The organism is Rhizobium ecuadorense (assembly GCF_001187535.1).
Taxonomy (GTDB): domain Bacteria; phylum Pseudomonadota; class Alphaproteobacteria; order Rhizobiales; family Rhizobiaceae; genus Rhizobium; species Rhizobium ecuadorense.
Genome location: NZ_LFIO01000886.1, coordinates 22,316 through 41,924, shown reverse-complemented (window position 1 = coordinate 41,924; position 19,609 = coordinate 22,316). Strand labels below are relative to the sequence as shown.

Annotated in this window: 15 protein-coding genes and 3 pseudogenes; 13 read left to right on the top strand and 5 right to left on the bottom strand. The window is 58.8% G+C overall.

Going from position 1 to position 19,609, the window contains the following annotated elements; all coding sequences use genetic code 11:
• Together AF337_RS15625 and AF337_RS15620 are read left to right on the top strand one after the other, a co-directional pair.
• A partial coding sequence (locus AF337_RS15625; protein ID WP_049732756.1) for an O-antigen ligase family protein occupies window positions 1-887 on the top strand: 887 nt, incomplete at its 5' end.
• Entirely contained in the window at window positions 884-3,016 is a 2,133-nt protein-coding gene (locus AF337_RS15620) for a right-handed parallel beta-helix repeat-containing protein (RefSeq protein WP_049732755.1), read from the top strand. The genes AF337_RS15625 and AF337_RS15620, both read left to right, overlap by 4 nt.
• A 172-nt stretch (window positions 3,017-3,188) precedes the next feature.
• Here AF337_RS15620 and AF337_RS45430 read toward each other — a convergent pair whose 3' ends face one another.
• On the bottom strand, window positions 3,189-3,428 hold the full coding sequence (locus tag AF337_RS45430) for a hypothetical protein (RefSeq protein WP_049732754.1): 240 nt from the start codon (window positions 3,426-3,428) through the stop codon (window positions 3,189-3,191).
• Between the two features lie 369 nt (window positions 3,429-3,797).
• Here AF337_RS45430 and AF337_RS15610 point away from each other — a divergent pair, with 369 nt between their 5' ends.
• Genes AF337_RS15610 through AF337_RS15595 form a run of 4 tightly spaced genes read left to right on the top strand, consistent with a single transcriptional unit; the run spans window position 3,798 to window position 9,104 of the window.
• Window positions 3,798-4,655, top strand: a complete 858-nt coding sequence (locus AF337_RS15610; protein ID WP_049732753.1) for a WecB/TagA/CpsF family glycosyltransferase — start codon at window positions 3,798-3,800, stop codon at window positions 4,653-4,655.
• Window positions 4,656-4,669: 14 nt separating this feature from the next.
• Entirely contained in the window at window positions 4,670-6,163 is a 1,494-nt protein-coding gene (locus AF337_RS15605) for a sugar transferase (RefSeq protein ID WP_049732752.1), read from the top strand.
• Between the two features lie 45 nt (window positions 6,164-6,208).
• Window positions 6,209-7,252 (top strand): UDP-glucuronic acid decarboxylase family protein, encoded by a 1,044-nt coding sequence (locus AF337_RS15600; protein ID WP_049732751.1) that lies wholly within the window; start codon window positions 6,209-6,211, stop codon window positions 7,250-7,252.
• Between the two features lie 4 nt (window positions 7,253-7,256).
• Window positions 7,257-9,104 carry a glycosyltransferase gene (locus tag AF337_RS15595; protein ID WP_049732750.1) on the top strand — a complete coding sequence of 616 codons (1,848 nt, stop codon included), beginning with the start codon at window positions 7,257-7,259 and terminating at the stop codon, window positions 9,102-9,104.
• Between the two features lie 453 nt (window positions 9,105-9,557).
• Here AF337_RS15595 and AF337_RS15590 read toward each other — a convergent pair whose 3' ends face one another.
• The gene (locus tag AF337_RS15590) at window positions 9,558-10,313 is read right to left on the bottom strand and encodes a response regulator transcription factor (RefSeq protein WP_049732757.1); all 756 of its coding nucleotides are present in this window, start codon (window positions 10,311-10,313) and stop codon (window positions 9,558-9,560) included.
• Window positions 10,314-10,877: 564 nt separating this feature from the next.
• Here AF337_RS15590 and AF337_RS15585 point away from each other — a divergent pair.
• The 6 genes from AF337_RS15585 to AF337_RS15560 are packed head-to-tail and all read left to right on the top strand — an operon-like array spanning window position 10,878 to window position 16,412.
• The gene (locus tag AF337_RS15585; RefSeq protein ID WP_049732749.1) at window positions 10,878-11,384 is read left to right on the top strand and encodes an acyltransferase; all 507 of its coding nucleotides are present in this window, start codon (window positions 10,878-10,880) and stop codon (window positions 11,382-11,384) included.
• A complete protein-coding gene (locus AF337_RS15580; protein WP_049732748.1) occupies window positions 11,381-12,418 on the top strand; it encodes a Gfo/Idh/MocA family protein in 1,038 nt (345 codons plus the stop codon). Before AF337_RS15585 ends, AF337_RS15580 begins: the two co-directional genes overlap by 4 nt.
• Window positions 12,415-13,518 (top strand): DegT/DnrJ/EryC1/StrS family aminotransferase, encoded by a 1,104-nt coding sequence (locus AF337_RS15575; protein WP_049732747.1) that lies wholly within the window; start codon window positions 12,415-12,417, stop codon window positions 13,516-13,518. The genes AF337_RS15580 and AF337_RS15575 overlap by 4 nt, the downstream gene beginning before the upstream one ends.
• Window positions 13,508-14,227 (top strand): acyltransferase, encoded by a 720-nt coding sequence (locus AF337_RS15570; RefSeq protein ID WP_049732746.1) that lies wholly within the window; start codon window positions 13,508-13,510, stop codon window positions 14,225-14,227. The genes AF337_RS15575 and AF337_RS15570 overlap by 11 nt, the downstream gene beginning before the upstream one ends.
• Window positions 14,224-15,198 carry an NAD-dependent epimerase/dehydratase family protein gene (locus tag AF337_RS15565; protein ID WP_049732745.1) on the top strand — a complete coding sequence of 325 codons (975 nt, stop codon included), beginning with the start codon at window positions 14,224-14,226 and terminating at the stop codon, window positions 15,196-15,198. The genes AF337_RS15570 and AF337_RS15565 overlap by 4 nt, the downstream gene beginning before the upstream one ends.
• On the top strand, window positions 15,195-16,412 hold the full coding sequence (locus tag AF337_RS15560) for a DegT/DnrJ/EryC1/StrS family aminotransferase (protein ID WP_049732744.1): 1,218 nt from the start codon (window positions 15,195-15,197) through the stop codon (window positions 16,410-16,412). Before AF337_RS15565 ends, AF337_RS15560 begins: the two co-directional genes overlap by 4 nt.
• Window positions 16,413-16,500: 88 nt before the next feature.
• Here the strand turns inward: AF337_RS15560 and AF337_RS40485 are convergent.
• Window positions 16,501-16,701: pseudogene (locus tag AF337_RS40485) on the bottom strand (O-antigen translocase); the annotation flags it as partial.
• Window positions 16,702-16,709: 8 nt separating this feature from the next.
• Between AF337_RS40485 and AF337_RS15555 the strand changes: the two are divergent.
• A pseudogene (locus tag AF337_RS15555) lies at window positions 16,710-17,192 on the top strand (oligosaccharide flippase family protein); the annotation flags it as partial.
• A 144-nt stretch (window positions 17,193-17,336) separates the two neighbouring features.
• On the opposite strand, the gene AF337_RS15550 reads toward AF337_RS15555, so the two are convergent.
• Complete coding sequence (locus AF337_RS15550; RefSeq protein WP_193393626.1) at window positions 17,337-18,647, bottom strand: polysaccharide biosynthesis/export family protein; 1,311 nt, start codon at window positions 18,645-18,647, stop codon at window positions 17,337-17,339.
• Window positions 18,648-19,351: 704 nt separating this feature from the next.
• Window positions 19,352-19,496: pseudogene (locus tag AF337_RS42250) on the bottom strand (IS3-like element IS426 family transposase); the annotation flags it as partial.
• Window positions 19,497-19,609 lie beyond the last annotated feature (113 nt).

Sequence of the window (19,609 nt, the reverse complement as noted above, 5' to 3'; positions counted from 1 at the left end):
TCCTCAGCCTGGGCATTTTCGCGGTATCACCGCATCTCGCCCGCATGCCCTCGGATGACCAAATGCGGGGTATCTTCATCCACAAGAACAGTCTCGGTTGGTATGCCAGCCTCATGGTACTGCTGGCCACTGCGGTGCTGTTTGACAGCACCTTAGGCCTACGCCGAACCGCTTTCGCTTTGCTGTCAGCGGGTGTGGTCTGTCTTGTCGCTTCCGGATCGATGACCGCGATCATTGCGACGATATCGGCATATTGCTTGATCGGGTTCTATTCCATCTTGCAGAGAACCCCCGGCATGAGCCGCATCGTCATCGTCCTGCTGTTCGTTCAAATGTCGGTCGGCCTGCTTATTTTGCTCCACGAATTTCTGGTGCCCTTTCTGGAGGCGCTTGGCAAGGATGCCACTTTGACGGGCCGAGTGCCGTTGTGGGAGCTGGTCGATCGTCAGATAGCCGATCATCTGGTGCTCGGCTTCGGCTACCAGGCGTTTTGGACAGAAGCGAATCCCGAAGCGTGGGTTATCTGGTCAAAAATCCAATGGATGGCCCCCCACGCCCATAATGGATTTCGCGACACTATGTTGAGCTTCGGAATAATTGGAATGAGCCTGTTCGTCCTGATACTTCTCCGCGCAGTGCGCCAAGGCGCGGTTCTTCAATGCCGTGATCCGCAATATGGCTGGCTCTGGTTAAATGTCTTCACGATCATGATTTTGGTGATGAACCTGACCGAAAGCATATTTTTCGTCCAGAACGATGCCATCTTCATCCTGTTCACCACGGCCATCATCATGTTCTCGCTTTACGCGCCCGTGGTGTCTACCCGCCCCGGCCCTCCGTCCCGGAGGTCTTTATGCAGCACAGCAGCGGAGTTGCAGATACGATGAAGCCGCGCTTCGCACTGATCTCGAGCATTTTGCTTGCCGTGTTTTTTCCGCAGCCAGGCGCATCGGCATCCGTGGGGTTGGACGCCGATGCGCCCGACCTGATGTATCGAACGATCCGGGAAGCGACTTGCGTGGAAGCTTCGGGGGCGACGACCTTGCCCGCCAAGCTGAGTGGGACTTCCTTGAGCGACCTGGTGCCCAGCCCATCCTCGTCTCAAGCAATCTTCTACGTTTCTCCTGACGGTAAAGACAGCTGGAGCGGCCGTCTCTCCAACCCAAATCCCCGGCACACGGACGGTCCTTTTGCCAGCATCGAAAGGGCGCGTGATGCTGCGCGCGCCAAGCGTGGCCAAAGCACAATTGCGATGGGCAATGGGGACTACTATCTCGCTCACCCAATCGTCTTCGACACTCGCGATGCAGGCCTGATCATCACAGCGCGGTGTAACGAGACGCCGGTTTTGCACGGTGGCCCGCTTGTGCGGAACTGGGCGCCTCAGGCCGACGGCCGCTGGACGGCACCGCTGAGGTTGCTGCCTGAGGCGGCGGTGGGCGATCTTTTCGTCAATGGGATCCTCCAGCCTCGGGCCCGCTTTCCCAACGCACCCCTTGACGGAGATCCGCGTAAGGGATGGTTGTTCGCGGCCAAGTGCGGGCAGGACAAGGATGTTTGGCAAGGCAACACACGTTTTTGCTTCCGTGCTGGCGATCTTCCGACGCTGGGAGATCCAAAGGGGCTTGTCGTCCACATAGTCGGCGGCTTCCAGCCGGGAAGCCAATGGGGTAGTGACACGCTCCCGGTGGTTTCGGTCGATGCGGCGACCCGGACTGTTCATACCAAAGGTACCAGCTATTTTTTCACCGCGGAAGGCAGCCGCTATTTCTTGACCGGGGGAGCGGCCTTGCTCGATGCCCCTGGGGAATGGTGGTATGACGCCGTTGCGGGGCAACTCGTCTACATTCCTGCCGACCGACTGTCCCCGAATTCCGCGGTTGTCGCCGCCGTCCTGCCGACATTCTTCAAGCTGGAGGGGGCCGATGGCATGGTTGTGTCGGGACTCCAGTTTCGTGATGGAGCTCCGCTGGGGAGCAGTAAGTTTTATAACGACACCAGAGGGTTTGGCGCCATACGGCTCGAGCACGCGGACCGCGTCAGGCTGCTCGGCAACGTCGTGGAAAATGTCGGTGTCGGCATCCACGTGAGTGAAAGCGAGGATGTTGTCATTGCCGGCAATGTGATCGGAGACGTGGCTGGCAACGGGATTTACATCGGCACAACCTATGGCACCTTCGGCAAATCCAACGGTGCCAGGATCCTGTCGAACCATATCCATGACATCGGAAGGGTCTACTTTGAAACCGCCGGAATATGGTTCCAGGCGACTGACGGTATCAGGATCGCCGATAACCTGGTCGAAAATACTGCGCAGTTCGGTATCGCTGGCGGCTCGCTATGGGGCGCGCAAGACGCAGTCCACGACGCCGTCATCGAACATAACGAGATCCGCAATGCCAATCAGCAGACGGCAGATGGCGGTGCCATCAAGCTGATGGGCGAGCAGGCGGACCTGATGAACAGCAGCATCCGCTACAATCTGGTCACCGGGACAGTTCAACTGATGAACCGGGTCGATGGGACGTTTTGGCCTTCCGGATATGAAAATACCAATGAATGGCCAACACCCATCAGTTGGGCGATCTACACCGATGGCAAGGCCAGTGGTGTGCGCATCGAAGGAAATACGCTCTCGGACAACGTATCGGCGATCGGCATCAACGGTGGCTGGAGCAACCTGGTGACGGGAAACGTCATCACACACGGATCGGGCGCCGCTTTTCGCGTTGACGACGCGACCGGCAGAGGTTGGCGTCCGCCATGGGCACGCCCCAATCGTATCGAGAGCAATATCGTGTCGATCGACAGTAGCAACGGGCTCGCAGCCTACGTCTACGCTCCTGACCACGGGCCTGGATACGTGCAATTCGCCGGTAATCGCTACATCGGCAATTTGAACGGAGAGAGTTTCCGAATACATCCGAAGATCATGGGTTCGGGAGAATTTGGCAGTCTGGGGGATCTTCAGAAGGCTGGGGCGGACACCGGAAGCGTAGTCGCGCCGCCCGAGTAACTCGATCTTGTCTTCGGCGTCATCCTGGAGATCTTGTGGAGCGAGCCAGACTCCCCGATAATGGTCGGGGCGATTATTGGCCGCGAGTTGTCTCAGCACCTCTGCACTGAGCGTTCCCCGAACTTCAGGATGGCGATTGCAGCCTTCCTCGGCATAGGAATGGGTCCACGGCTCAGACGGACCAAAGGTCATGAAAACCGCGACGCGGTCGGGCCCCCTGCTGGTCCGTCGGATGATCGATCGCGTCAAAGTGAAGGCCTTTTGAGCGTCCAGGTGAAGCCGCGGCCAAGACCCGATCGAAGATCCTGCGCAGACTCCTGTCGACCAACGTCGGCATCTGCCCGGCATGTTCGATCCGCACATCGAAGATGATGGCATCGCCCGCCCGTACGCCCAGGCTCTTCTCCGGCATACTCTTTACCAGGCCTTTGAGATGAGATTTCGGTAGCACCTTCAACGCCGCCGGCGCGTCTTCATTCTGATCCTGGAGATAGTCTCTCTCCCGGCTTATTCACGGTTAAACTACCAGCTTTGGTTGCGCGACAGCGAATATCCTCTCCGGCGCTGCGAGGGTCAAACCGCTATTTCGGGACAACGGTCATCAAAAAGAGCAACGTTGCAAGTCGTGGGGGTATGTAGACTTACTTCGAATATTGTACGTCATCGCGGCATAAGACGTAAATGTGAAGGCTCTTCTACGTCCAATAGCTGGATCCGCAAGTATGGAGACAATCGGTCTGCCGGGATATTCTGATGACAGTTTCGGTCGCGAAAGCAGGTCATGAGAAAGCAACCAGCAGCCATCAGCCAAACTTCGGTCTTTCATCCCAAGGGCTCCTTAGGATGGACGAATGTCCTTGGTGTTCGTGTTTCGGCAGTCAATCTCAAGAGCGCGACTGGATATATTCAAGAAGCGATTGAAGACGGCAGGAAGGAATATGTCTGCGTTCGCGACGCACACGGCATCGTCCGATGTCAAGATGATCCCGAGCTGCGGTCGATACATAACAGGGCGTTCCTCGTGACCCCCGATGGAATGCCGTTGGTATGGGCATTGAAGCGTGCCGGTCATTCGGAGAGCGACAGGGTCTATGGACCGGATCTGATGTTATCCGTTTTCGACGCCGGCAGTTCCAAGGGCTTGCGCCACTTCCTTTATGGCGCAACGGCTGAAACGCTCGAACAACTGCAGGCGCGCCTTCTCGCAAAATTTCCGCAAGCGCGGATCGTCGGTTCCTATGCGCCGCCGTTTCGCAAGCTGTCGATGCAGGAGGAAGCGGATATTGCCGACCGGCTCAATCGGTCGGGCGCCGATATCATCTGGGTCGGGTTGAGCAGTCCCAAGCAGGAACTCTGGATGGCGCGCATGCGCGATCGTCTGGAAGCATCGATGCTCATCGGTGTCGGAGCTGCGTTCGATTTCCACGCAGGCCTCAAGCGGCAGGCTCCAAGGTTCATTCAAAGAAGCGGCTTCGAATGGGTGTTTCGTCTGCTGTGCGAGCCGCGACGGCTGTGGCGGCGCTATGCGCTCGTCGTGCCGACCTTCATCTCACTGACAGCATTCCAGAGACTGGGCCTTCGGACGTTTCCGATCGAAGACGGCGTTTCTGGATCGAGTGCATCGGGACAAATGCAGTAGAGGGGTAAAGCGTCATGTTCTCATTTGCGCCGTCAGCGACGACACCGGGTCGATCGAAGGCACCCACACCAAATGACATGACATCGCGGGCGATTCCGACAGGGTCCGTGCCGCCCATCGCAGCCAAGACCGCCGATGCCTTTGTACGGGCAGGGCTGAATATTCCCGTCGCACTGCAGCGCCGGCTTCCTCGGCTTGCAACGTCGTCCTTCCTGGTCGCCGGCGACATTGCAAGCTATTTGATTGTCTATTTCGTTCTCCTGTCCATTCTTCCCAGTGGTTCAGAGGGTACGATAGCGGAGCGTGCGTTCACGGTCGCCGCACTGGCTGCGATTGTTCTTTACGCATCGGCCGGCCTCTATCCTGGATATCGGCTGCATGACCACGAACATCTGCGGCGGCGCACGATGGCTGCCGTCAAAGTGGCTGTCCTGGCGGCATTCGGAGCAATTATCTTGCCGGAGGGGACACGACTGCTGGTTGCCATTGTTGTGTTCCTCGGTCTCGGGCTGATTGTTCAGCCATTTGTGCATTGGATTGCACGGGGCCTTTGCTGGAGACTTGGAATTTGGGGGGAGCGCGCGGTTGTCATCGGGGGATGCAACCTTGTTCCCGCGCTCGTCGCACATTTCAACGACCACTGGCAGTATGGCGTCAGGCCGGAGCCCTTTTCCCCTGATACTGCGGAGGCATTGCCGGGTGGCGGGCCATGCATTGCCGTGATTGCGGGCGACACGGACTCGCTGGTGTCCGGCTTGGCGACGCTACGTCGGAAGTTCGCCGAAGTCATATTGCTGTCCGACACGCCGAGCCTCAAGGTAAGCGGATTGCGACCTGCGGATATCGGCGGAGAGATCGGTATTCGCCTCACCACCGGGGGGCGTTCGCTCAATTCGGATCCGGTTCGTCGGTTCCTCGATCTCGCAATCGCCATCCCTGCAACGATCGTGGTCGCGCCATTCATCGCGATTGCCGCGGCCGCAGTCTATGCCATCGATCCAGGTCCTGTCTTCTTTCGGCATGCCAGGGAAGGGCGGTCCGGCAAGCCGGTGCACGTCCTGAAATTGAGGACAATGTACCAGGATGCAGAACAGCGCCTTGAAGCACTATTCCGAGACAACCCTGCCATGCGCGCCGAGTGGCTGAGCCACTTCAAGCTCAAGGACGATCCGCGGGTCCTGCCGATTGTAGGACATATGCTGCGCTCTTCGAGCATCGACGAGCTCCCGCAGTTGGCGAACATCATTGCGGGCGAGATGGCCTTTGTGGGACCACGCCCGTTCCCGGAATATCACCTTTCGGCGATGGACGGCGAATTTCGGAACAAGCGCCGTTCCGTCACGCCGGGGCTCACGGGCCTTTGGCAGATATCCGAACGAAGCGATGCGGATATCGAGCTGCAGCAGCAACTCGACGAGTTCTACATCGACAACCGGTCCCTGTGGTTCGACTGCCAAATTCTTCTCGGCACGATCCCGGCGGTCTTCAAGCGCAGGGGAGCCTGCTGACCATCCTCGCTTCCACGAGACAACCATCAACAACGGAGCACACCAATGCACGGACACAAGCGAATTATGGTTACCGGCGGCACCGGGTTTCTGGGATCGTTCCTGTGCGAAAGGCTTTTGCGAGAGGGCAACGACGTCCTTTGCGTGGACAATTACTACACCGGTTCGCGCGACAATGTGCTGCACCTTCTCGATGACCCGCGCTTTGAGATTCTTCGCCACGACATTACCTTCCCGCTTTATGTGGAGGTCGACGAGATCTACAACCTCGCCTGCCCGGCATCTCCGGTTCACTATCAGCACGACCCCGTGCAGACCGTGAAGACCAATGTGCACGGGGCCATCAACATGCTCGGCTTGGCAAAGCGCACCAAGGCGAAGATCTTCCAGGCCTCCACCAGCGAAGTTTATGGTGATCCGGCAGTCCACCCTCAACCCGAGGAGTATCGAGGCAGCGTCAATACCATAGGCCCGCGGGCATGTTATGACGAAGGCAAGCGGTGTGCCGAAACATTGTTCTTCGACTATCATCGTCAATATGGTGTGGAAATCCGGGTGGCGCGGATCTTCAATACTTATGGGCCGCGCATGCAGACCAATGACGGTCGCGTCGTCTCGAACTTCATCGTTCAGGCGCTTCAAAACGAACCGATCACCATCTTCGGCAACGGCACGCAGACGCGCTCCTTCTGCTATGTCGACGATCTGATCGAGGGCTTCATCCGCCTGATGGGGGCGCCGGCCGGCGTTACGGGTCCGATCAATCTCGGTAACCCGGGAGAATTCCAGGTTCGGGAACTGGCCGAAATGGTCATCGAGATGACGGGATCGAAATCAAGCATCGTTTACAATCCTCTGCCGATTGACGATCCGACACAGCGCAAGCCCGACATCCGCCGCGCACAGCAGGACCTGGGCTGGCAGCCGACGGTGAATCTGCGAGAAGGGCTCGAGAAAACCATCGCGTATTTCGAGTGGAAGCTTTCGGGCGGAGCCAAGAGCACGTCTGGCGCCCGGTCCTGGCGGACGGCTTACACGCATTTGCCTACCCCGGCCGTCAGCCTTCCTGTTCAGGAAACCACACGATAGAGACATGAACAGCAACGTCGATCATCGCAAGCCGAAGCTCGTCTTCTTTCAGTGGGACCACAGCCCGTATTCTCGATACGCAAAATACATGATGCAGCACACGCTGGATCATGTACGCTGCCTAGAGCAGCATTTCGAGGTCGTAGTCGTCAACGAGGATTGCGACTATGGCCGGATCTGCGACCGTCACGAGCCGGACCTCACGCTGTTCGAGCTCGGTTACCAGTTGAATGTCTCGCATCGGATCGACATTCGGAATGCATCGGCCCATCCGCAAGTTCCGAAGGCCGGCCTCCTCAACGCCGATTCTTGGTCGTGGACGCGCGCGGGCATCCTGTCGGACCTGGATCGATGGGGGATCGGCGTGTGCTTCTCTATCTGTACGACGGTCCACGACTACCTACCACCTAATCTGGACGGGCTTTACGTATGGCCGAACTTCATCGACCCGGTCGTGTTCCGCGATTATGGGGCGGAAAAGTCCGTCCCGATCATGCTGACCGGCGCACAGGTCGCGCTCTATCCCTGGCGCCGGCGCGTCTTCCCGCTGCTTTCACAAAGTTATCCCTGCCTCATCTGCCCGCCGCACACCTACGCTGATGCCAGAGCCGCGCTGGCCCTCACCGGCGAACGCTACGCTCGGACGCTGAACGCCAGCCTCTTCGTTCCCTCGTGTGGGACGATGGCAGGGGAGGTCGTGCGCAAGCATCTCGAGATCCCCGGCGCCGGATCCTGCCTGATCGCCGAACGCACACCGATGGCCGAGGCGGCCGGCTTCGTGCATATGGAGAATTGCATTTTCGCCGACAGTGGCGACGTGCTGGATCTTGTCGACAGCCTCATCCAGGATCGCGACCGGCTCCGGCGTATAACCGCCGCCGGGCACGATCTCGTCCATTCCCGCCACACGATCGCACATCGCCCGCAGATCCATCAGTGGTTTCAACTGCACAAGGCTTTGCCGCCAGGCCGCCGGATCGAGCAGGAGGGCCCGTTCGGCAATGTTGTGGCGGTCGAACGGGCCGCGGCGCGCTTTCCGGTGCGGAGCGGCCGCGGCGCCGACCGCGCACTGCTCGCGAACGGATATGCCAGCCTCCTGCGCGGAGAGCTTGAAGCCGCGCGTAAGGGGTTTTCCGACTGCCTCGCCTATGTCGGCGATCTCCCGGAAGGCCTGTTTGGCCTGGCGCTCTGCGATCTGGCGGGCGGCGACCCGGCCGAGGCCGCCATCCGGCTTGGGCGCCTGATCGAAACGATCACCGTCGTCCACGGCGCGCAGGATCCCGACCCGGCCGAATGGGCCGTTTATCTCTTTGCGCTTTCCCGTCTCGGACGGGACGGCGAGGCCCGACGCCTCGCGGACTGGTATCCGCGACTGTCCCATCCCGCGCTTGATTACATTCGTGGCCTCCTCTTTGCGCCGCCCCACACCGGGCCGAAAACCGCGAACGATCTGCCGAGGCGACCGAGCATCCACGATGGGTTCGTCGTGACGAAAGCACGAGGATGGGCGGACCTGCTGACAGAGCTCTCCCAGCCGAGGTCCTCCCGAAGCGTTCCGGCGGGCAGTGGACGGGCACCGGCGGTATCGCGCCGTGCCGCAGTGGCGACGGTAAGAAAACTCTTGGCCCACGCGACGGAGTTCACACTGACACGGGCGGGCTTGACTGCCTTGAGACCGAACGTCCCGTCAACCGGAGAGCTCGACTATCTGCGAAACGTGGTCCGGCAGGTGCGCCGCGCCATCTATAAGACCCCATTTTGGAGCCTCGCAGCCGACACGCGCCGGTTCCTGAAGGCGCGGCGCGAACGACGCGAGCTATTTCGTCGAGTCGACGCCGCGCAAAAAGAGTGAGCGAACGGCGAAAGCGCAAGGGCAAGGCATGGCAAGGAGGAAAAGGCACGGAGCACGCCATGAGGATACTTGTTTTGCGCCGAGTTAAGATATTTTCAGCCGCACCGGGGGGCAAGGCTCGGAAGATGGCGCTAGACAAACGGGATGTTGCAGGCGAGGCCGCGGTACTGGCCGGGCGATGGTCGACCATCGCCCGGCCCAAACGGCACTCGATGTCGTGATCGGCGAGCAGAGCTTCGCTCGCGGTCCCTGCCCGATACCGCGGACCATTTCTATGACAGCCGCATGTACCGCGTGGGCAATGGCGCGTTGGACAAAGGCCTGAGTGCCGTAGTTCGCTGTTGGGCGCCCAATTGCGTTTGCGCCGCCAAGGACAGCTTAAGGCAGCTGCTCTTGTGAAGTGAAGAATATTTGCCCTACCAACTAAAGATCAGCCCCAGGCCTTATTTGCGCTCATGCCGGAATGCCACTTTGGAACAAGTCGTTGAGCTTGAACACGACTTCCGTCCTGTTTGTTGCCTTGACCTTTTTCATGATGTTGCGGACATGCACCTTGACGGTGCTTTCTCGCAGGTTGAGCTCATAGGCAATGATCTTATTAGCCTTTCCACGCCGCAGTGCCGCTACGACTTCGGCCTGGCGGTCCGTGAAGATTCCGGCCAGCGGGTGCGCCGTCGGGTTGTTCGACTGCAGCAAGTGACGCATGGCGAACAGGGCGCTTGCCGGCACGAAAAGTCCTCCTGCTACCGATAGCGCAATCAGCTCCATGCAGACGCTAATGCTGACGGTGGCAGGTATGTAGCCCTTGGCGCCGTAATCGATCGCCCTCACGATCTGGGCGAAGTCGTCACTATCGGACAATATGATGACCGGTGTCGACACGAATTCCGACGAGAGACTCTTGATCTGCTCCGAAACGACAGGGTCGTCGACCGTCTTGCCGCCGACGTTCAAGAGGATTGCCGAAAGCGGAGGATATTCTTCGCGCTTTTGCTTCCACTCTTCAATCGATCCGAACGCGAGAATCACGAAATCCGCCGTGTGGGCGGCCATGCATTGCGCAAGGCAGTGCCGATCGAGTTCCCTCTTGTCAAGAATGACAAGCGAGTGCTTTGACTTTGACGGTCCGGCAAACGCTGTCGAACCATGGTCTATCTCCAACGGAAGAGATATGTTTTCCTGCCTGTGGCTTATATTTATTGTATCCAACGCCCCATCCTCCCAGCCTTTTTCTACGCGGTACTTCAAAGTCGAATATCAAACTCCTCTGTAAATATGGGAGTTTAATTACCAGAAGTGCTAATTTAATACCACAGTTCCAAGGATGTTAAACTAATTAATAGTGGTTACCCCAGCACATAAGTTCCACGGACAGATACAAATGGTTACATCGTTGAAACTGATCGATCTGTGGCTAATTCATTTGTATATCAATCCATCAGGTTGCTACATATATTCAGTTTAACTCGCTAAGCCCATGTAAACTATGCCCCTCTTCGGCGTGGGGGCTCAGGATCGCTCGGCGAGTGGCCTGTCGCTGCCGATGGTCAATGGTCATAGACGTTCGCATGCGATCGTCATCCAATTTTCGTAAGCAGATACGCCTTTAGGTGAATGAGCTTCAACGTTTTGTTTCTTTACTAAGATGAAGAAAACAATTCTTTTTGAAGGGGAAGAAATATTTGCTCTGACAAAACGAAACCTTGGATGCATTCTTGCGATGGCCGGTTTCACCCACATCAGGGCCTGTTGAAGCGTAGGGGGCGAGTTGGGATGATTGCATCGAACGTCAACCTGGGTGAGGGCTGCGTTATCCACCATCGGGATCTTGTGAATCTCTACGGCTGTACGATCGGCGCGGGAACGCGCATCGGCACCTTCGTTGAAATCCAGAAAAACGTCCTCGTCGGAAAAGACTGCAAGATCTCCAGCCATTCCTTCCTCTGTGAGGGCGTGACGCTGGAAGACGGCGTCTTTATCGGCCACGGCGTCATGTTCACCAATGATACCTACCCGCGCGCCGTCAATTCGGACGGCAGTCTGCAGACGGAGGCCGACTGGGTCGTCATCCCCACTCTGATCAAGCGGCATGCCTCGATCGGCAGCAACGCCACCATTCTGCCCGGCGTGACCATCGGAGAGGCCGCACAGGTCGGCGCCGGCGCCGTCGTAACGAAGGATGTGCCTGCCGGCGCCATTGTCGCCGGCGTTCCGGCGAGAATCACCGGTCGCGTTCATGACCGGTCAGTTGACATGCAAGCGTTGGGAGGAATGCGATGATCGGCATTGCTGTCGTTGGGTATGGGTATTGGGGTCCGAACCTGGTTCGTAACATTTCGGAAGCGGCCGGCGCGCAGCTCCTTTCAGTCTGTGATCTGAATGTCGAACGGTTGGCGGCTGTTAAAAGCCGGTATCCCGCAGTAACGATCACCGACAATTTCGAGGAAGTTCTGCGCGATCCGAGAGTGGATGCAATCGCCATCGCAACGCCGGTCTCGACCCACTTCAAGCTCGCGATGCAGGCGATGATGGCCGGAAAGCATGTCTTCGTCGAAAAGCCGATGGCATCGACGACGGAGGAAGCCGCGCGGATGGTCGAGGAAGCCGCGCGCCGGCGCCTGGTGCTGGCCGTGGATCATACCTTCGTCCACACCGGCGCCGTCCGCAAGATGCGCGAGCTGGTCGAAAGCGGCTTGGGCGACATGTATTACTACGACTCGGTTCGGGTCAATCTGGGGCTCTTCCAGCATGATGTCAGCGTCATCTGGGACCTCGCGGTGCACGACCTGTCCATCCTGGACCACGTTGTGCATGAAAGGCCGGTGGCTGTTTCTGCGACGGGCATGAGCCATGTGCTCGGCGAGCCGGAGAACATCGCCTATCTGACGCTGTTCTTCGAAAGCAAGCTTATCGCCCACATCCACGTCAACTGGCTGGCGCCGGTCAAGGTGCGCCGCACGCTGATCGGCGGCAGCAACAAGATGGTCGTCTACGACGATCTGGAGCCCAGCGAAAAGATCAAGGTTTACGACAAGGGCATCACGCTGAACCCGAATTCTCAGGCCTATGGCGAGAAGGTGCATCAGATGATGGTCGGCTACCGCAGCGGCGACATGTGGGCGCCCAAGCTCGATATGACCGAGGCGTTGAAACGCGAACTGGATCAGTTCGTCGATTGCATCGAGCAGAATTCGCGGCCCATTACCGATGGCCAGGCCGGCTTGCGTGTCGTTCGCATCCTGGAAGCCGCAAGCCGGTCGCTTGCCCAGCGCGGTCGTATCATCGAGCTCGAAGAGGCGAGGCGCATCGCATGATCCCGTTCCTGGACCTCAAAGCACAATATCAATCGATCAAGAGCGAAATCGACGCCGCCGTGCTCGGCGTGCTCGCCTCGGGGCAATACATACTGGGCGAGGAGGTCGCCCGCCTCGAGCAGGAATTCGCGGATTATTGCAACGTCAAACATGCGATATCCGTCAACACCGGGACGAGTGCCCTGCATCTGTCGCTGCTCGCGGCAGGCGTTGGCCCCGGCGATGAAGTCATCACCGTGCCATTTACCTTCGTCGCCACCGTATCGGCGATCTGCTACGCGGGTGCACGACCGGTATTCGTCGATGTCGAGCCTGTGACGTTGACGATGGATCCGGCTCAGCTCGAGGCAAAGATCACACCCCGAACCAAGGCCATTGTTCCCGTCCATCTCTACGGTCAGATGGCCGATATGGACGCGATCAAGGCGATTGCCGACCACTATCGGATTCCGGTGATCGAGGACGCCTGCCAGGCGCACGGAGCGCAATATAAGGGCACGCGCGCCGGCAGCATCGGCGCATCCGGCTGCTTCAGCTTCTATCCCGGCAAAAACCTCGGCGCCTGCGGCGAGGGCGGTATCGTCGTCACCAACAGCGACGATCAGGCCAAGACGATGCGCATGCTGCGCGACTGGGGGCAGGAACAGCGTTATCACCATCTGCTGAAGGGCTTCAATTACCGGATGGATGCCATTCAAGGCGCGATCCTGCGCATCAAGCTCCGGCATCTCGAAGCCTGGACCGAGGCGCGTCGCGTTCATGGCCGCCGCTACTCGTTGCTGCTTGGCGGTTCGGCGCATCTGACCACGCCTGTCGAGAAGGCCGACCGGCGCCACGTCTACCATGTCTATGCCATCAGAAGCCGCGATCGCGACGAGCTACAGCGCATGCTGAGTGCGGAAGGCATTCAGTCCGGGCTGCACTATCCGATCCCGGTTCACCTGCAGAAGGCCCATGCCGACCTTGGTCATCAGGCCGGCGATTTCCCAATCTCGGAAGCGGCCGCACGGGAGGTGCTCTCGCTGCCGATCTATCCCGAGATGCCCGCATGGCATGTCGATCAGGTGGCCGCAGCACTGGAATACGCCTATGTCAGTTGAGCGTGCGGGCGAGGCTAGGGTCGTGCAGGCGGTCCACGGCCGTCATGAAAGGCCGGCAGATCCATCCTACCAGGCGGGGCTCGCCGAAGAACTCAGGCAATCCTACGGGCGCGCCGGCCTGATCGAACTCTACGGTCGCTTCGCGACGGGGGATGGTGTCGTCGACACCATGATGCGCAAGGCCATTTGGCAAGCGATCACGCGGAGCTGCGGCACGGGATTGCAGGTCGCAGGCGGCGCCGGCTTCAAACACCCGGAGACGTTCGACATCGGCAACGGGGTGTTCATCGGGGCTCAGGCCTATATCCAGGGACGCTTCGACGGCCGGTGCACGATCGGCGACAACGTCTGGATCGGGCCGATGGCCTATTTCGACGCTCGCGATCTGGTGATCGAGGATTCTGTCGGGTGGGGACCTGGCGCCAGGGTGCTCGGCTCGACCCACACGGCACTGCCGGTGGATGTGCCGATCATCCGCACGGATCTTGAAATCAAACCGGTACGCATCTGTGCAGAGGCCGATATCGGAACGAATGCGACCATTCTTCCCGGCGTGACCATCGGGAAGGGGGCGATCGTTGGAGCGGGGGCAGTTGTCGTTTCCGACGTCGAGCCGTTTTCGGTCGCCGCAGGTGTACCTGCGAAATTCATACGTTGGCGTTCGGAGAATGATCCGATGACGAACATATCGCGTGAGGGAAGATCATGAGAAACAAACGGGTACTCATTACCGGCGGTGCCGGTCTGATCGGTTCGCATATTGCCGATCTTGTCGCATTGGAAAAACCTCGCGAGATCATCATCCTAGACAATTTCGTGCGCGGGCGCCGGGACAATCTCAGCTCGGCAATCGGCAGCGCCCCCCTTAACATCATCGACGGAGATATCCGCGACAGGGCGCTGCTGGCGAAAGCCTTCGACGGTGTCGATATCGTCTTCCATCAGGCGGCCATCCGCATTACGCAATGCGCCGAAGAACCACGGCTGGCTTTCGATGTGCTGGCGGAAGGCACGTTCAACGTTCTGGAAGCTGCCGTCAAGGCGGGTGTGTCGAAGCTGGTCGCTGCCTCTTCCGCGTCCGTGCTGGGGCTGGCCGAGAGTTTTCCGACGACCGAAGAGCATCACCCCTACAACAACCGCACGATCTACGGCGCGGCTAAGACGTTCAATGAGGGGCTGCTGCGCAGCTTTGCGGAAATGTATGGTCTGCGTTACGTCGCACTTCGATATTTCAACGTCTACGGCCCGCGAATGGACGTTCACGGCGCCTATACCGAGGTGTTGATCCGCTGGATGGAACGTCTGGCGGTTGGGATGCCGCCGCTTATCTACGGAGACGGCAGTCAGACCATGGACTTCGTGCATGTCCGGGACATCGCCCGGGCAAACGTGCTGGCCGCTATGAGCGATGTCACGGACGAAGTGTTCAATGTCGCCAGCGGCGAAGAGACGAGCCTCCTGGAACTCGCGCAGGCTTTGAGTGGCATCATGGGGTCGTCGCTCGAGCCTCAGCATCTTCCGGCGCGGACAGTCAACGGCGTCACCCGCCGTCTGGCCGATACACGCAAGGCCGAACGGCTCCTGGGTTTCAAGGCCGATATTTCAATCGAGGACGGGCTCCGTGACCTGGTGACATGGTGGCGGCTGAATACCGCTATAGCAGGAGGCCAAGCTGCATGAGCCCGTCGCTACCTGTCATTCCGGTCGCAAAGCCGGTTCTCGGAGAAGAAGAGGCTGAGGCCGTGCGCCGCGTCATCCTGTCAGGATGGGTGACGCAGGGGCCGGAAGTTGCCGCCTTCGAGCGTGAATTCGCGGCCTTTGTCGGCGCGGTACACGCCTGTGCCGTTTCCAACTGCACGACGGCGCTGCATTTGGCCTTGATGGCGGTCGGCATAGGCGCCGGTGATGAGGTCATTACGGTCAGCCATTCGTTTATCGCAACCGCGAACGCTATTCGATATTGCAATGCGGTGCCTGTATTTGTCGACATCGAGGCTGATGGTTACAACATCGATCCCAGCCTGATCGAAATGGCCATCACGCCCCGCACAAAGGCAATCCTGTGCGTGCATCAGCTGGGAATGCCTTGTGATCTGCGACCTATCGTGGAGATCGGCAAGCGTCACTCGATCCCGGTGATCGAAGATGCGGCCTGCGCGACGGGAAGCGAAATCCGGTGGGATGGTCGCTGGGAAAAGATCGGCAAGCCGCATGGTGACATTGCCTGCTTCTCTTTCCATCCGAGGAAGGTCGTTACCACAGGCGATGGCGGCATGTTGACCACAGCCAATCCCGAATATGACCGGAAATTCCGGCTGTGGCGCCAGCATGGCATGAGTGTCACCGACGCCGTCCGCCACGGCTCGAAGCAGGTGATTTTCGAGAATTATGATGAGCTGGGCTACAACTACCGCATGACCGACCTTCAGGCCGCCGTCGGACGTGAGCAATTGCGCCGGCTGCCGGAGCTGATTGCGCAGCGCAGGCGGCTTGCCGCTCACTATCTTGAGCGCCTGTCCACTATCCCTGGACTGGGACTGCCGGTCGAGCCTGATTGGGCTCGCAGCAACTGGCAGAGCTTTTGTGTACGATTGCCTGACGCTGTCGGCCAGCAGGCGGTCATGCAGGCGCTGCTCGATCAAGGGATTTCCACCCGACGCGGCGTGATGAACATTCATCTGGAGCGGGCTTATTCGAGCCAAGGCTCCCATCGCCTTGCCACGAGCCTGAAGCGAAGCGTAGCGGCGCAGCAGCAGACGCTGATCCTGCCGCTTTATGTCCAGATGACAGAGTTCGACATCGTCAGGATTGTCGAGTCACTTCGTCATTTTTTGGCTGAAGCAGCAACCGCCCCTGCCGCCGCACAGCCCGATCGGGATGTCGCCCTTGTGTGATTTCCTGATCGTGTGACGCAATAATTATTTGCCCCACAGCCTGATGCGCATTTTTCGCTATGCGATTTTCGTGATCCATCCCCTGATCGTTGCATTCGACATGGTCGTCTGCGGTTGCGGTCAAGCGTGGATAGAAGTCTGTTCCCATCGCCTGCAAAAAGAAGCCGGCATAAAGACCGCCAAGTCCCCAGGCCGCCTGATACAATCCCGTTGCCATGACCCCGTCCTTCAGGACGATGATGCGGATGGCATAGGCCGCGCCGAAGGTCAGAAGTCGGCTGGCCATGAATGGCCGTCAGCGGGGTGCGCCAGATCGCCGAGGCTGCCGGCATTGGCGACGCAGCAAGGATCGCGCGGTCGGCGAAAGCGCTGAGACGCATATCGCTGGTGCTCGGCTTGCTTGGTGCACTCCTTCTGGCGGCGTTGGCATTTCCGGTCTCGAATTTTACCTTCGGCGACAGCCAGCACGCCGGCGGCATCGCGTTGCTCTGCCTCGCGGTATTCCTCCGGATCGTGTCCTCCGGACAGAATGCACTGATCCAGGGACTGCGAGACATTGCGGACCTTGCGCGCATCAATGTGCTCACAGGTTTTTTCGGTACGGTGGTCAGCATCCCGCTGATCTATCTGTTCGACGCACAGGCAATCGCACCCACTGTCGTGGCGATTGCGGCCGTTACCAGCCTCTCTACCTGGTGGTACAGCAGACGGATAGGCGCACACGGGCTGCCAATGTCGGTTCGCCAGTTTGGCAGGGAAGGGATCGTCCTGCTGAGGCTCGCCTCGTCCTAACCGTCTATCCGGTGGGATGAAATCTCCAACGCGCTGCCGTGAGAGCGATTTCTTCCGGGCAGGTAGCCCGAGCGCCGTGATGGGGCTCGATCGTCCGCTTGGAGTTTGTTGGGAATGCCTGTCCTCTGCGGATCACTGGCCGGCCCGATCTGCGAGCGTCTGGGTCTCGGAAGATTCGTCGGAGGCGGTCTCAGACGAGTTATCCAGAGTGTGAGGCTGAACGACTCTCACCACGTCGCCAGGCGCCAATGTTGTCGTTTCCGAGGCTTGGAATTGATTGATTTGTCCTTCATTCCGACGGCTCACGCTAAAGGTAAGCGGGAGTTCCTCTTCGGGGCTTTTGATGCCGCCATTGCTCGCAAAATCCTCGATGAGCAGCTTCTGCGTCATTTCGCGCTTCATCTTGAGCACATCGAGATTTGCCCGTTCAGACTGCGCTTCGGTCGCCACTTCGCTCCGGCGCGTGTCGGAAAGTCCTTCGAGATTCCGCGTTGTCTCGCTGATTGCCTGCCGGCCCCGCATGATGGCAGTGACAAGGTCGAGCTTATCGGCGCGATAAGTCGTCAGCAACCGTTGCAGGTCCAGCTGCTTTGACGAGACGGTGAGCCCTTTCTCGACCAGGGACTTAACGTTTGTCAGTTGGTCCTCGACCGATTTGATATTGTCGTCTGCGCCCGTCAGCTTCTCTTCTAACGTGGAAATTTCCGTGGTCAAAAGTTCGCGTAATTCTATGAACGCCTTTGACTGCCGCGCCATCGCATTTGCACGAGCCTGAAAGATGACCCTTTCCTCGTTGTATATCCCGGCGGAAAATTGCTGATCGACGCCGGTCGTCTGATCGAAGGTAATCTCCTTCGCGCCGTCCATCTCGGCCTGGAGTCGCGACAATTTCGCAGTACTGCGCAGGATCGAGTGATCGTTTTCGCGCAATTCGCCTATGAGCTTGATATACTGTGTTGTCTGCGAGCTTTTGGCGCGCAACGGGCCGCCGCTCAGTGCCAGTGATTGCAGGACGGTCAGTCCAGGGCGGAATTTGTATTCCCCGGGCTTGGTTACGTCTCCCACGACGTAGATTGGCGGGTATTCGAGAATTTCGATGGTGACCGCAGGTGCCTGAACCAATCCGATTTTTTCCTGCAGGCGCTTGGCAATCTCGTTTGTGAGGCCGGCGTTATCGAGATTGCTGACCGAAAGGGATCCAAGAAACGGCAGAAAGACTGCGCCGTCATCGGACACCGTGTATTCGCCGCCAAGCGCATCCCAGCGTTCATATTGGCCTTTGGACTGGATCCATTGGACGATCGTCAGGCGGATTTTCGTTTGCGGAGTCAAGGGCGCGCTATCGGCGAGAGCTGGCGACACAGCTCCGGCAAGAAAGGCGAGTGCACCGATGACAAACGTCGCGCGAAAGAACACATGGGGGGCGCGGTGCGATGAATTCATATACATATCTCGCCTGCAAAACATCCTAAAGGGATGCTGGTCCAACTGCCTTGATTCTGTTCGCACGCCGGACGACAAGTCCGAAGCCGCGTCCCTAGTGTGCAGTCTGGCGACGCCTTGAGGAAGGTGGAGATCGTTTATTTTGCCTCATCACTATTGATGAGGTGGTGCGGGTACTTCAGCCTAAATCCAGCAGCAACACATATCTTCGGTGCGACACCGAGGCATCGCCCGGGAAAATCAACAGGTCATGAGATCCCAGCGGCTTATGCCATTGCACGAACGGACCAGTGCGTGGCTTCCTGCCTGGGGGGGCCAGCATTGGCACCACCATGCGGTGATGTCGAAAAAAGCCACCGCTTGCGGCTTCGAGCCTTGTACAGGATGCGGCGCATCTTGCCGACCTCGCGCATCTCAGCCATCACCTGGGCCATGCAACACGCCCGTTTGCCCAAAGGATGTCGCCTATTAGAGCGAAAGTCGTAGGATATACTCTCCCATTTTCGACTATACTTCAGAGTTGCGTATCCCCGACGGTTAACCGTCGGCGGAAAGGGAAGGCAATCGAGTGCGGCGGCTGGCGGCAATGGTGTCTATGCGTATGAGGGTTCCGCCACCGCAGGTCTCTTCCCGACCAGCACCTATGATTCAGCCAACTACTATGCCGATGTGGTCTTCCGGCCGCAGCTCGTCGCGTGACGTGTCTTCATCGGGAACCTTCTTCGGCAACAAGATTGGCCGCGATATCTGTTTTGTTGCCTGGGTTTTGGAAATGGCCTCGCGGAGGATCTCGGCCTCCTGCGTCCTGCGGCCGAGCATGCGTTCCAGCTCACGCACCCGCTCTTCGAGCTATTTGACCTCGGAATTGCCGACGACAGCTTCGTTGGAGATAAGCCTGTCCTCAAGCCTGTCCTCAAGCCTGTCCTCAAGCCTGTGCTTGAGCCATTCTGCTTATGCCGACT

Coding starts and splice junctions, on each gene's coding strand:
- AF337_RS15550 (WP_193393626.1), bottom strand. CDS start 18,647: ATGAATTCATCGCACCGCGCCCCCCATGTGTTCTTTCGCGCGACGTTT.
- AF337_RS15570 (WP_049732746.1), top strand. CDS start 13,508: ATGTCAGTTGAGCGTGCGGGCGAGGCTAGGGTCGTGCAGGCGGTCCAC.
- AF337_RS15610 (WP_049732753.1), top strand. CDS start 3,798: ATGAGAAAGCAACCAGCAGCCATCAGCCAAACTTCGGTCTTTCATCCC.
- AF337_RS15605 (WP_049732752.1), top strand. CDS start 4,670: ATGTTCTCATTTGCGCCGTCAGCGACGACACCGGGTCGATCGAAGGCA.
- AF337_RS15620 (WP_049732755.1), top strand. CDS start 884: ATGAAGCCGCGCTTCGCACTGATCTCGAGCATTTTGCTTGCCGTGTTT.
- AF337_RS45430 (WP_049732754.1), bottom strand. CDS start 3,428: ATGCCGGAGAAGAGCCTGGGCGTACGGGCGGGCGATGCCATCATCTTC.
- AF337_RS15565 (WP_049732745.1), top strand. CDS start 14,224: ATGAGAAACAAACGGGTACTCATTACCGGCGGTGCCGGTCTGATCGGT.
- AF337_RS15575 (WP_049732747.1), top strand. CDS start 12,415: ATGATCCCGTTCCTGGACCTCAAAGCACAATATCAATCGATCAAGAGC.
- AF337_RS15580 (WP_049732748.1), top strand. CDS start 11,381: ATGATCGGCATTGCTGTCGTTGGGTATGGGTATTGGGGTCCGAACCTG.
- AF337_RS15585 (WP_049732749.1), top strand. CDS start 10,878: ATGATTGCATCGAACGTCAACCTGGGTGAGGGCTGCGTTATCCACCAT.
- AF337_RS15600 (WP_049732751.1), top strand. CDS start 6,209: ATGCACGGACACAAGCGAATTATGGTTACCGGCGGCACCGGGTTTCTG.
- AF337_RS15595 (WP_049732750.1), top strand. CDS start 7,257: ATGAACAGCAACGTCGATCATCGCAAGCCGAAGCTCGTCTTCTTTCAG.
- AF337_RS15560 (WP_049732744.1), top strand. CDS start 15,195: ATGAGCCCGTCGCTACCTGTCATTCCGGTCGCAAAGCCGGTTCTCGGA.